Here is a 13,214-nt window from a genome sequence, read left to right as displayed (position 1 = left end):
CTGCAAAGAAGCCCGAATTTTAGCGATAAGCCTCTTTCGGCCAGAGGCCACGGTCAGCCTGAGATAATTCCATCCATGATCACTTACAAAGACGAACAAGGCATTGCTGGCATGCGTGTGGCTGGTCGCTTGGCCTCGGAAGTGTTGGATTACCTGACCCCGCACGTGCAACCTGGCATCACCACCAATGAATTGGACAAATTGGCCTTCGACTACATCACGCAAGTCCAACAAGCCATTCCTGCGCCCCTGAACTACAACCCCAGCGGCAACAACCCCTACCCCAAGTCGATTTGCACCTCGATCAACCACCAGGTTTGCCATGGCATTCCCAGTGACAAGCAGCTGAAAAAAGGCGACATCGTCAACATCGACATCACCGTCATCAAAGACAGCTGGCATGGCGACACCAGCCGCATGTTCATCGTGGGTGAAGGCTCGATTGCCGCCAAACGGCTGTGTCAAATGACCTACGACGCCATGTGGCACGGCATTGTGAAAGTCAAACCCGGTGCCCATTTGGGCGACATTGGCCATGCCATTCAGGTGTTTGCCGAAGGATTGGGTTTTTCCATCGTGCGCGAGTTTTGCGGCCACGGCATCGGCCAAGTGTTTCACGAAGAGCCCCAAGTTTTGCACTACGGCAAACCCGGCACCTTGGAAGAACTCAAAGCAGGCATGGTGTTCACCATCGAACCCATGGTCAATGCGGGCAAGCGCGACATCAAGGAAATGAACGACGGCTGGACCATCATCACCCGGGACCATTCCTTGTCGGCCCAATGGGAACACACCGTCTTGGTGACCCCGACTGGCTATGAAGTGCTCACCCTCTCAGACGGCAGCCCACCCCTGCCCTCGTTCGTCAAAACCACCAAGTGTTGAACTGGTGAACCCCGCAACAGCGCCTTTTCGGCAAGAAAAAACCGACTTGTTGGCGCAGTGCGCCCAATTGCAAAGCCTGAAACGCGCGCACCGGGTGCATGGGCACTTGCAGCGCTTAAGCAACTTGTGCGATGCGCATTTGCAAACCTTGTGGCAAGTAGCCGGTATGCCCGCCCACGCTTGTTTGGTGGCCGTGGGGGGCTTTGGCCGAGGTGCTTTGTTCCCTTATTCCGATATCGATGTGCTGGTCTTGTTGCCCGCCCATGTCTCGGTGGATGAAGACGATGCCATAAAGTCCAAAGTGGAACAGTTCATCGGCAGTTGCTGGGATGCGGGTTTGGAAATTGGCTCCAGTGTGCGCAACCTGACCGAATGCCTGAGCGAGGCGGCCAAAGACATCACGGTGCAAACCGCCATGTTGGAGTCGCGCCCCGTGGTGGGTGATCCAGCCTTGTTTGCGCAATTCAGCGAAGCCTTCAAAGCGCAAATGGAAGCACGCGCCTTCTTCACCGGCAAAACGCTGGAAATGCAGCAGCGGCACAGCAAATTCGAGAACACGCCTTACGCCTTGGAACCCAATTGCAAAGAGTCGCCGGGCGGCCTGCGCGACCTGCACATGCTGTTGTGGTTGGCCAAAGCCAGCGGCTTGGGGGCCACTTGGAAAGACTTGGCCGCCAAGGGCATGATCACCGAACTGGAATGGCGCCAATTGCAGCGCAACGAAGATGTGTTGTCCCTCATCCGTTGGCGGCTGCATTTGTTGGCCAAGCGGCGTGAAGACCGCTTGGTGTTTGACCTGCAGACCGCTGTGGCACAAGACCTGGGTCTCTCAGCCTCGAAAGACGGCTCACCGCATCCACGCAAAGACAGTGAAGCCTTGATGAAGGAGTATTACTGGGCAGCCAAAGCGGTCAGCCAGCTGAATCAAATCCTGCACCTGAACATCGAAGACTGGTTGTTCCAGCAAGCCCAGGCCCATCCACCCCAAGTGCTGAATGAGCGGTTTTTGGACAAATCGGGCATGTTGGAGGTGGTGGATGATGGCCTGTACCAACGCCACCCCGAAGCGATTCTGGAAACGTTTTTGCTCTACCAAGAAACCGTGGGCATCAAAGGTTTGTCAGCCCGCACCTTGCGAGCGCTCTACAACGCCCGGGGTTTGATGGACGCGGGGTTCCGGCGCAACCCGGTCAACCGCGACATGTTCATGCGGATTTTGAAGTCGCCACAAGGCATCACCCATGCCATGCGCTTGATGAACCAAACCTCGGTGCTGGGCCGTTACTTGTGGGTGTTTCGCCGCATCGTTGGGCAAATGCAGCACGACTTGTTCCATGTGTACACGGTGGATCAGCACATCCTGATGGTGCTGCGCAATGTGCGGCGTTTTTTCATCGTCGAACACTCCCACGAGTACCCGTTTTGCTCGCAGTTGGCCGCTGGTTGGGACCAGCCTTGGATTTTGTATGTGGCCGCCTTGTTTCACGACATCGCCAAAGGCCGTGGCGGTGACCATTCCGATTTGGGTGCCCATGAGGTTCGCATCTTTTGCAAACAGCACGGCATTGCCAAAGCCGATCAGCAGTTGATTGAATTTTTGGTGCGCGAACACCTGACCATGAGCCACGTGGCACAAAAGCAAGACCTGAGCGACCCCGACGTGGTGCAGGCCTTTGCCAAGCGCGTGGGCAATGAACGCTATTTGCGAGCGCTCTACCTCCTGACCGTGGCCGATATCCGAGGCACCAGCCCCAAGGTGTGGAACGCTTGGAAAGGCAAGTTGCTGGAAGACCTGTACAAAACCACCGCGGCGGTGCTGGGCGGTCAAGCCCACGACCCGGATGCCTTGGTGGAAATGCGCAAGCGCGAAGCCTTGGAAACCCTGAACCTGTACGCCATGCCGTTCGAGTCGCACAAAGCCTTGTGGGAAACGCTGGACGTGGGCTATTTCATGCGCCATGAAGCGGCGGACATTGCTTGGCACACACGCCAGTTGTCGCGCCCTTTGGCCTTGGCCAAAGCCGAAGGCAAAACGCCCGGCGTGACCGTGAAAGCCCGGCTATCCCCCTTGGGCGAGGGTTTGCAAGTGATGGTCTACACGCCTGATCAAACGGACTTGTTCGCTCGCATCTGTGGCTATTTCGACCAGGCCGGTTTCAGCATCTTGGACGCCAAAATCCACACCGCCCGCAACGGTTACGCCTTGGATACGTTCCAAGTGGTGACCCCGATGTTGAATGCCCACTACCGTGAACTCACCAACATGGTGGAAAACGATTTGAAAAACACCGTCGAGCAAGGCGGCCCCTTGCCCAAAGCCGGGCGCGGCAGGGTGTCTCGGCGAGTGAAAAGCTTTCCTGTGGCACCGCGTGTGCGCTTGCAGCCGGATGAAAAAGCCCAGCGTTGGCTGTTGTCCATTTCGGCCAGTGACCGCGTCGGCCTGTTGTATGGCGTGGCGCAGGTGCTGGCCCACCACCAGATCAACGTCTTGTTGGCCAAGATCAGCACCTTGGGGGAGCGCGTGGAAGACACGTTTTTGATCGATGGCGCGGCCTTGCAACAAAACAAAGCGCAGTTGGAAATCGAAACCGAGTTGTTGGCAGCCTTGCAGGCTTGAATTCAAACGCAGCCCAAGTCAATCGTCGGCGTCGTCCAAGCCCGGAAACAGCACCTCGGTGTAGCCAAAGCGCGAGAAATCCCGCACCCGCATCGGGTACAGCACGCCCATCAGGTGGTCGCATTCGTGTTGCACCACCCGGGCGTGAAAGCCCTCCACCGTGCGGTCGATGGGCTGGCCCTGTGGATCGAAACCTTGATACCGCAAGTGCGTGTAACGCGGCACCATGCCGCGCAAACCGGGCACCGACAAACAGCCTTCCCAGCCCTCTTCTTGATCTTCACCCAGCGGCGTGAGCACCGGGTTGATGAGCACGGTGTAGGGCACCACCGGTGCATCGGGGTAGCGCGGGTTGACCTCGCCCGAACCAAACACCACCACTTGCAAATCGACGCCAATTTGCGGGGCGGCCAAACCCGCGCCGTTGGCCGCGACCATGGTGTCGTTCAGGTCTTGCAGCAATGCTTGTAGCGTTGGCGTGTTGAATTGCGTCACCGGTTGCGCCACTCGCAGCAGGCGCTCGTCGCCCATTTTCAAAATCTCGCGGATCGCCATGGCTTAGTTGCTCACGTCGCTGCTGTGCGCGTTCACCAAGGCCAACAACGCAGCTTCATCCAGCACCGGGATACCAAGCTCTTGGGCTTTGTCGAGCTTGCTCCCCGCCTCGGCCCCGGCCACTACGCCATGGGTTTTCTTGCTGACGCTGCCAGCCACTTTGGCCCCCAGGGATTCGAGCATGTCTTTGGCTTGATCGCGGCTCAGCGTGGGCAAGGTGCCGGTCAGCACATAGGTTTGACCCGCCAAGGGCAGGCTGGCCCCGGCACTGGGAACGCCTTCGCTCCAGGTGACACCACAGGCCCGCAGTTGTTCCACCACTTCGCGGTTGTGGGCTTGATCGAAAAACGTTCGCAGGCTTTGCGCCACGATGGGCCCAACATCCGGCACTTGCAGCAATTGGTCGACGGTGGCATCCATGATGGCGTCCATCTTGCCGAAATGGCGGACCAACTCTTTGGCCGTGGCCTCGCCTACATGGCGAATGCCCAGACCAAACAAAAAACGGGGCAAGGTGGTTGGCTTGGATTTCTCAATGCTGGCCAGCACGTTGTTGGCGGATTTTTCAGCCATGCGGTCCAAGGTGGCCAAGGCGCTGAAACCCAAGCGGTAAATATCGGGCAAGGTGTTGACCAAGCCTGCGTCCACCAGTTGCTCCACCAGTTTGTCGCCCAAGTCTTCAATGTCCACCGCACGGCGGTGCGCAAAGTGCAGGATGGCTTGCTTGCGCTGGGCGCTGCAAAACAAACCGCCGGTGCAGCGGTAGTCGGCCTCGCCTTCTTCGCGCACCGCAGGGCTGTTGCACACCGGACATTGGTGCAGCATGGTGAATATTTGCGCGTCTTGCCGTTTTTCCAGCACCACCGACACCACCTCGGGAATCACATCGCCCGCACGGCGCACCACCACGGTGTCGCCCACCCGCACATCTTTGCGGCGGGCTTCGTCTTCGTTGTGCAAGGTGGCGTTGGTGACGGTGACCCCACCCACAAAAACGGGCGCCAACTTGGCCACAGGCGTGAGCTTGCCAGTGCGCCCCACCTGCACCTCGATGGCTTGCACCGTGGTGAGTTCCTCTTGCGCGGGGTATTTGTGCGCCACCGCCCAGCGCGGCTCGCGGGTCACGAAGCCCAGCTGCCGTTGTGCGGCCAAGCTGTTCACTTTGTAAACCACACCGTCGATGTCAAAGGGCAAGGCATCACGTGCTTGACCGATGCGTTGGTGAAAGCCCACCAGGCCAGTTGCGCCTTGCACCACGCAGGTTTGCACCGCCACAGGGAATCCCCATTGTTTCAGTGCCATCAGCAACTCAAAATGAGTTTCAAAGGTGGGGCCGCCTTGTTCAAAAGGTGTGATGTCGCCCAGACCATAAGCAAAAAAGCTCAAAGGTCGTTGCGCGGCGATGCTGGGGTCGAGTTGCCGCACGGCACCAGCGGCGGCGTTGCGCGGGTTGACGAAAGTTTTTTCGCCCTTGTCGCCCGCCGCGATGCGCTGTCGTTGGCGTTCGTTCAAGGCTTCAAAGTCAGAACGCGCCATGTAAACCTCGCCGCGCACTTCCAACAAGTCGGGCACCCGCAAGGCGGAGCCTGTTTGAAGCCGCAATGGAATTTGTCCAATGGTGCGGATGTTGTGGGTCACGTCCTCGCCCATGTCGCCGTCGCCTCGGGTGGCGGCTTGCACCAAGACGCCCTGCTCGTAGCGCAGGCTCATGGCCAAGCCGTCAAATTTCAACTCTGCCACATAGTCCACAGCAGGGTCGGTGTCGCGCAAGCCCAGTTCTTTGCGGATGCGTGTGTCAAAGGCTTCGGCACCACTGGCTTCGGTGTCGGTTTCGGTGCGGATGCTCAGCATCGGCAGGGCATGTTTGACGCTGGCAAAACTGTCCAAGGGCTTGCCGCCCACCCTTTGGGTAGGCGAATCGGCTGTGATCAATTCGGGGTGCGCGGCTTCCAAGGCTTGCAGCGCCTTGAACAGCCGGTCGTACTCGGCGTCAGGCAGCGTGGGCGCGTCTAAAACGTAGTACAGGTGGGCGTGGTGGTGCAGCTCGGCCCGCAGTTGGGCGGCTTGATCGGCAAGTGTGTTGGACATAGGCCCGCTGTGGGCTTAACTGAACAAGCGTCGCGCTTGCAAAGAACCCGCAGACAGGTCGCGGGCGGCCAAGGCGTCGTAGAGGCTGCGCAAGTCATGGTCGATCATCTGGATGCCTGCCTCGGTCAAGACCTGGCCATTGTCATCCGTGATCAATCCGTCCATGGCCTGCGCCAGGTTTTGTGCGGCTTCACACAAGCGCGAAAACGCTTGTTCGGACTGGGCCACCTGTGGCACATCCAAGCTCAGGCTGACGCTGCGCAAGGCCGCTTGGTTCGGGTCTTCGGCCATGGCGGCGCGGGCATCGAAAGTCAACACCAGCACGGGTGGCAAGCCCGGGGTGGCCGCTGGCACCACCATGCGCCCGGGTATGACGCCGGGCACAAAGCCCAAACGCGCGGCTTGTTGTTGCACATAGCCCGGGCTCCACGCGGCTTTGCGCGAGGCCAAGGTGAACCCCAGTTGGGCGTCGTGGGCACTGGCGAAATGGTCCAGCTCGCGGGCTTGCGCCACCACTTCGTTCATGTCGGGGAACTCGGGTGTGGCGGAAAACACTTCGGCAAAGGCTTGGGTTTTCACCACGAATTCGGAAAATTCGATGTCGTTCAAAGGGCCTTGGCGGTTGGCCACTTGCATACCGGCTTGGAAGGCGCTGTAGTAACGCTGGGTTTGCAGGGCTTCCCATTCGCCGCTGTCAGCATTCAGGCCTTCAACCAAAAACAATTTGTTGCCCACACGTCGAATGGGCGGCAGCGCAGCGATGGCGGCTTCGCCAGAAACAGGGCTGTCGAGTTCCATGGTGGCAATCACATCGATCAAAGCATCGAGTTGCGACCGCGCATCCAAATGCGGCAACTCGTGCGGCATGCCAGGGAAAGCGTGGCCTGTTTGCAGGTCGTCGCCCAACTCAGCGCTGGGTTCGGCCACCAAGGCGTCCAATTCTTCCTGGGACACCAAGGGCTCGGCTTGTTTGGGTTGGCTTTGACGCGATGTCCAGGTGCTGTGGGCGACCACCACCACCAAGACCAAGCCGCCTGCCACGGCCAGCCAAAGTTGCAAATTGCTCATGCGGGCTCAACCAAACTGGCGGCGGCTTCCATGTCCACGGCAACAATGCGCGACACGCCTTGCTCTTGCATGGTGACGCCAATGAGTTGCTCGGCCATTTCCATGGCAATTTTGTTGTGCGAGATGTACAAAAACTGGGTCTCGGCGGACATTTTGGTGACCAACTTGCTGTAGCGCTCGGTGTTGGCGTCGTCCAGCGGCGCGTCCACCTCGTCGAGCAAACAAAACGGCGCGGGATTGAGTTGGAAGATGGCGAACACCAAAGCGATGGCGGTGAGGGCTTTTTCGCCACCCGACAATAGGTGGATGGTTTGGTTTTTCTTGCCCGGCGGCTGGGCCATGACCTGCACACCCGAATCCAAAATCTCGTCGCCAGTCATCATGAGTTTGGCATTGCCGCCGCCGAACAGCTCGGGGAACATGACGCCAAAGTGTTTGTTCACGGTTTCAAACGTGTCGCCCAATAACGCCCGGGTTTCAATATCAATCTTGCGGATCGCGTCTTCCAAGGTGTTGATTGCATCATTCAAATCGGCAGACTGCGAATCGAGGAAGGTTTTGCGTTCGCGGGCGGTGCCCAGCTCGTCCAAGGCAGCCAAATTCACGGCCCCCAGGGCTTGGATATCGCGGTTCAAGCGGTCAATCTCCGTCTGCAAGCCCGTCAATTTGACTTTGTCTGTTTCGATGGAGGCTTCGATCAGCGCCATATCGGCTTGGGCTTCTTGCAAGAAACGGTCGTATTGCTCGAAGCCCAAACGCGCGGCTTGCTCTTTGAGCTGCATGTCCACGATGCGTTGGCGCAGCGGGTCGAGTTCGCGCTCAATCTTCAAGCGGTCTTCGTTGCTGGTGCGCAAACGGTTGGTCAGGTCGTCGTACTCGGAACGCTTGGCAGCCAACAGGCTTTCTCGTTCAAGCTTCACAGCCAACGCAGCCTGCAAACCCGACTGGGCCGCACTGTCAGACAACAAGGCCAGCTCGGCCTGTTGACTGGTGTGCTCGGCCCGCAAGCTGTCCATTTGCTTGGCAGCGGTGTCTTGGGTGCGCTGCAACTCGGCCAATTTGGCCGACAAGCTGCGCATGTTGAAGTCGGCTTCCTGCACTTGGCGTTCAAGTTGACGCAAGCCATCACGCGCTTGGTTCAGTTGCTGTTCAGCTGTGATGGATTTTTCTTGCAAGTTGGCGTGGCGTTCTTGGGTTTGCGCCAGTTGCATGTCCAGCGCTTCAAAACGGGCTTCGGCTTCTTCGCTGCGGGTTTGCAATTGCGCCATTTGGGTTTGCAAGTCGCCCACTTCGGTTTCAAGCTGGCCTTGGCGTGCGCGGGCTTGCTCAGCTTGCTGCTGCACCCGCATAAAGTCCACCTTCAGCGCGTGTGCCTGGGCTTGGGTGTCGGTGGCTTCTACGCGCTTTTGGGTGCGTTCTTGGGCCGACTGGGCGGCTGCGCTTTCTGAGCGTGACAAGTGGACACGGGCTTCTTCGCTCATCAGGCTTTGAGCGCGGATTTGCTTGTCCAGGTTTTCAATTTCTTGGGCACGCGCCAACATGCCCGATTGCTCGGAGTCTTGGGCGTAGAACGTGACGCTGTGCAAGCCCACAGCATGGCCTTGGGCGATGAAAATTTGCTCACCCGCTTGCAGTTGGTTGCGAGCGGCCATGGCCTCGTCCAAGCTGTTGGCGGTGTAACAGCCTGTCAGCCAATCGGACAGCAAGCCACTCATGCCTGCATCGTTGAGTTTGAGTTGGTCAAACAAGCGCGGCAACTTGTGCTTGGGCGCCGCAGCCACGGCGACACCCGGGGTGTAGAAGCTGAGCTTGGCCATGGGCACATCGGTGGCAAAGGCTTTGACGCTGTCGATGCGGGTCACTTCAAGGGCCGCCAAACGCTCGCGCAAAGCGGCTTCCAAGGCCTGCTCCCAACCGGGTGTGATGTGCAGTTTGTTCCACAGCGGTTGCAAATCTTGCAAGCCGTGTTTGTTCAACCAGGGCGTGAGTCGCTCGTCGGTGCGCAGTTTTTGTTGCAAGGCTTTCAAGGCTTCTTGACGGGCTTGCAACTCGACCAGCTTGGCCGATTGTTGGTTGCTGGCCTCTTGCGCTTGACGCCGGTTGTTTTCCACTTCCTCGGCCATGTCTTCCAAGGTTTGCAATTGGGCTTGGCTTTGGGCCGAGCGTTCTTCGGCTTCGGCCAGTTGCGCTTGCAATTGCTGCAAATGCGTGTCTTCAGGCAGGGCCAAGGCTTGCTGATCGGCTTGCAAACGGGCTTGGCGTTGCTCGAGTTGGCGGGCTTGCTCTTGCATGCCACGTTGCTCGGCAGCCAACACCTGGATTTGTTGTTGCACCTCGTTCACCAAGGTGGACTGGGCATGAACCTGTTGTTGGGCATCGCGCCAGAACTGCTCAAGTTCGGGCAGCTGTTCGGCTTTCAGGCCCAGGTCATCCTGCAAACCAGCCAGTTGCGCTTGCGCCGTGTCTTGGTTGTCCAGCAGGTGTTGCGCTTCTTCCTGCGCTTGGGTGCTTTGGCTGCGCCATTGTTCAATTTGCGCTTGAATTTGAATCAAGCGTTCTTCAGCGCGTTGACGGCCTTCCACCACGAAACGGATCTCAGCTTCCAACCGCCCCACTTCAGCACTGGCTTGGTAGAGCTGGCCTTGTGCCTGGTTGACTTGTTCGCCGGCTTCGTAATGCGCTTGGCGAATGGTTTCCACACTGGCTTCGACTTGGCGCAAATCGGCGGTTTTCGACTCCAAACTGTTGGCCGCTTGCTCGGCTTGGGTGTGCACTTGGGCTTGCTCGGCTTGCGCGTCACTGCGCTTTAAAAACCAGAGCTGGTGTTGTCGGGTCGTGGCTTGGTGTTGCAAGTCGTGAAAGCGTTGCGCCACCTCGGCTTGGCGTTCCAATTTTTCCAGGTTGGCGTTCAATTCGCGCAAGATGTCTTCCACACGCGTCAGGTTTTCGCGGGTGTCGCTCAGGCGGTTTTCGGTCTCGCGGCGACGCTCTTTGTATTTGGAAACACCAGCCGCTTCTTCCAAGAACAAACGCAACTCTTCGGGCTTGGACTCGATGATGCGGCTGATCGTGCCTTGGCCAATGATGGCGTAAGCGCGTGGGCCCAAGCCGGTGCCCAAGAACACATCTTGCACATCACGGCGGCGCACTGGTTGGTTGTTGATGTAGTAGCTGCTGGTGCCGTCGCGGGTCAAAACGCGCTTGACGGCAATCTCGGCGAACTGGCTCCATTGGCCGCCCGCACGGTGGCTGGTGTTGTCAAACACCAGTTCGACACTGGCGCGGCTAGCGGGTTTGCGGCTGGTGGTGCCATTGAAGATGACGTCTTGCATGGACTCGCCACGCAATTCGCTGGCTCGGCTTTCGCCCAGCACCCATCGCACGGCATCAATGATGTTGGACTTGCCGCAGCCGTTGGGGCCGACCACGCCCACCAATTGACCGGGCAACATGAAATTGGTGGCGTCTGCAAAGGATTTGAAGCCAGACAGCTTGATGGAATTAAGACGCACCGAAAAACCTTTTCATCACGGGGAGTTCAAACATCGGTAAAAGCCGGCACCGCTCAGGCTTGCTTTTGCAGTTCGGTGGATTTCCAACGGGTGACTTCAGCCAACAAGGTCTGCAAAGACGGCAACACCGCTTGGACAGTGTGGCGCACTTCGTCGACAGGGCTTTGGCGGCTCATGGACTCCAGATGTATCACTTTAGAACTCAATTCATCCTTGCTGAGAAAGGTCACATAGCCTTTCAAAGCATGCAGCAAACGACGCATGGGGTCTGGATCCTGGTTCTCCAAGGCCTCGCCAAGGGCTTTGAGGTCTTGGGTCAAGCTGGTTTCGAAGGTTTCGGCCAGATTGAGCATCTGCTCTGGGTCCATGGCGAAATCCTGAGCGCGGCTGGGGTCGAGGTAACTGTACATGGCTCGATAATATCAGCCATGAACCCACTGTTATCAAAGCTACACCCCTACCCGTTCGAGCGTTTACGTGTTTTGTTTTCAGACGTCACCCCCAGTCCGAACTGGTCCCCGATCAGCTTGGGCATTGGCGAACCCCGCCATGCCACCCCGCCCCTGATCATCGAGGCTTTGCGCCAACACACCGATGCTTTGGCGGCCTATCCGGCCACTGCGGGTTCCTTGGCCTTCAGGCAAGCATGTGCCGGATGGGTTCAACGCCGCTATGACGTGACTTTGAACCCCGAAACCCAGGTGTTGCCCGTCAATGGCTCGCGCGAGGCCTTGTTTGCTTTTGCCCAAACCGTGTTGGACGGTCAGCATGACTCGGTGGTGCTGTCGCCCAATCCTTTCTATCAAATTTACGAAGGTGCCGCGCTCTTGGGTCAAGCCCAAATACATTACGTGCCCAGCTTGCCCAGCCAAAACTTTGCGGTCGACTGGGACAGCGTTGCACCGGAGGTGTGGCAACGCACCAAACTGGTGTTTGTTTGTTCGCCCGGCAACCCCACGGGTGCGGTCATGCCCTTGTCGGAATGGCAAAAGCTCTTCGCCTTGAGCGACAAATACGGCTTTGTCTTGGCTTCTGACGAGTGCTACAGCGAAATTTATTTTGGCGACACGCCCCCGCTGGGTGGGTTGCAAGCCGCCCAATTGCTGGGCAGAAACGATTTTAAAAACCTGATCAGTTTCACCAGCTTGTCCAAGCGCAGCAATGTGCCCGGTCTGCGCAGTGGCTTTGTGGCTGGTGACGCGGCCCTCATTGCGCCTTTTTTGCGCTACCGCACCTACCACGGCAGCGCCATGGGCGGCATGGTGCAAGAGGCCAGCATCGCCGCTTGGAATGATGAAGCCCACGTGCAGGCCAACCGTGCCTTGTACAAAGCCAAGTTTGAACAAGTCACACCCTTGTTGGCCCAGGTGTTGGATGTGGCCTTGCCTGATGCCGGTTTTTACCTGTGGGCCGCTGTTCCAGGGGGTGATGACGAGGCTTTCGCCCGTGACTTGCTGGCTCAATACAATGTCACGGTGTTGCCTGGCCGCTATTTGGCGCGTGAGGTCAACGGTATCAACCCCGGCCAAGGCCGCATTCGCATGGCTTTGGTGGCACAACCCCAAGAATGCCTCGAAGCCGCTGAACGCATCGTGGCTTTCGTCAAACAAACCCATTCTTAATTTCAACTCAGCTCAAAGAAAACAACCATGGCTCAACACCAACTGCAACACATCATCGACAACGCCTGGGACAACCGCGCCACCATCAACGCTGAAAACGCCACCCATGAAGTGATGGATGCCGTCAACCATGTGATTGCCGAGCTCAATGGCGGCCGTTTGCGTGTGGCCACCCGTGAAGGCGTGGGCCAATGGACGGTTCACCAGTGGTTGAAAAAAGCCGTGTTGCTGTCCTTCCGTTTGAACGACAACAAAATCATCAAAGGCGGCGACTTGGGTTACTACGACAAAGTCAAAACCAAGTTTTCAAATCTCTCGGATGAAGAATTCAAGGCCGCTGGGGTGCGTGTGGTGCCGCCTGCCGTGGCGCGTCGTGGCAGCTATGTGGCCCCTGGTGCCATCCTGATGCCCTCCTACGTCAATATTGGCGCCTATGTTGACAGCGGCACCATGGTCGACACCTGGGCCACCGTGGGTTCCTGTGCGCAAATTGGCAAGAACGTGCACTTGTCGGGTGGTGTGGGCATTGGCGGCGTGCTCGAACCCTTGCAAGCCAACCCCACCATCATTGAAGACAACTGCTTCATCGGCGCTCGCTCTGAAGTGGTGGAAGGCGTCATCATCGAAGAAAACTCGGTGCTGGGCATGGGCGTGTTCATCGGTCAATCGACCCCCATCTTCGACCGCGCCACTGGCGAAATCACCTATGGTCGCGTGGCCTCGGGCTCGGTGGTGGTCAGCGGCAATATCCCCAAAGTGGCAGCCAACGGCGCACCCTACAGCATGTACGCCGCCATCGTGGTCAAGCGTGTGGACGCCCAAACCCGCTCGAAAACCAGCATCAACGATTTGTTGCGCGATTGATTG

9 protein-coding genes are annotated in these 13,214 nt (G+C 58.2%); 4 read left to right on the top strand and 5 right to left on the bottom strand.

Translation table 11 applies throughout. The features are described from left to right. Window positions 1-75: 75 nt before the first annotated feature. Window positions 76-885, top strand: coding sequence for a type I methionyl aminopeptidase (gene map / locus AC8GFP_RS12675; RefSeq protein ID WP_506613734.1), 810 nt, complete (start codon window positions 76-78; stop codon window positions 883-885). Next, entirely contained in the window at window positions 818-3,502 is a 2,685-nt protein-coding gene (locus AC8GFP_RS12670; RefSeq protein ID WP_506613732.1) for a [protein-PII] uridylyltransferase, read from the top strand. Before map ends, AC8GFP_RS12670 begins: the two co-directional genes overlap by 68 nt. Before the next feature lie 18 nt (window positions 3,503-3,520). On the opposite strand, the gene def is transcribed toward AC8GFP_RS12670, so the two are convergent. From def to AC8GFP_RS12645, 5 genes are read right to left on the bottom strand one after another with little or no spacing between them, the layout of a single operon-like run. Further along, entirely contained in the window at window positions 3,521-4,057 is a 537-nt protein-coding gene (gene def, locus AC8GFP_RS12665) for a peptide deformylase (RefSeq protein WP_506613730.1), read from the bottom strand. Between the two features lie 3 nt (window positions 4,058-4,060). Next, on the bottom strand, window positions 4,061-6,145 hold the full coding sequence (gene ligA / locus AC8GFP_RS12660) for an NAD-dependent DNA ligase LigA (RefSeq protein WP_506613728.1): 2,085 nt from the start codon (window positions 6,143-6,145) through the stop codon (window positions 4,061-4,063). A gap of 15 nt (window positions 6,146-6,160) precedes the next feature. Further along, a complete protein-coding gene (locus AC8GFP_RS12655; RefSeq protein WP_506613726.1) occupies window positions 6,161-7,213 on the bottom strand; it encodes a cell division protein ZipA C-terminal FtsZ-binding domain-containing protein in 1,053 nt (350 codons plus the stop codon). Then, entirely contained in the window at window positions 7,210-10,725 is a 3,516-nt protein-coding gene (gene smc / locus AC8GFP_RS12650) for a chromosome segregation protein SMC (RefSeq protein WP_506613724.1), read from the bottom strand. Before smc ends, AC8GFP_RS12655 begins: the two co-directional genes overlap by 4 nt. Window positions 10,726-10,778: 53 nt before the next feature. Next, the gene (locus AC8GFP_RS12645; protein WP_506613722.1) at window positions 10,779-11,135 is read right to left on the bottom strand and encodes an Hpt domain-containing protein; all 357 of its coding nucleotides are present in this window, start codon (window positions 11,133-11,135) and stop codon (window positions 10,779-10,781) included. A gap of 18 nt (window positions 11,136-11,153) precedes the next feature. On the opposite strand from AC8GFP_RS12645, the gene dapC reads away from it, so the two are divergent. Next, on the top strand, window positions 11,154-12,347 hold the full coding sequence (gene dapC / locus AC8GFP_RS12640; protein WP_506613720.1) for a succinyldiaminopimelate transaminase: 1,194 nt from the start codon (window positions 11,154-11,156) through the stop codon (window positions 12,345-12,347). 27 nt (window positions 12,348-12,374) lie between these two features. Continuing rightward, window positions 12,375-13,211, top strand: coding sequence for a 2,3,4,5-tetrahydropyridine-2,6-dicarboxylate N-succinyltransferase (dapD, locus tag AC8GFP_RS12635; protein ID WP_506613718.1), 837 nt, complete (start codon window positions 12,375-12,377; stop codon window positions 13,209-13,211). The last annotated feature ends 3 nt before the right edge of the window (window positions 13,212-13,214 follow it).

The sequence above is a fragment of the Limnohabitans simekii (SeqCode) genome, assembly GCF_965234735.1.
Taxonomy (GTDB): Bacteria; Pseudomonadota; Gammaproteobacteria; order Burkholderiales; family Burkholderiaceae_C; genus Limnohabitans; species Limnohabitans simekii.
This window is presented reverse-complemented; position numbering and strand designations above follow the sequence as displayed.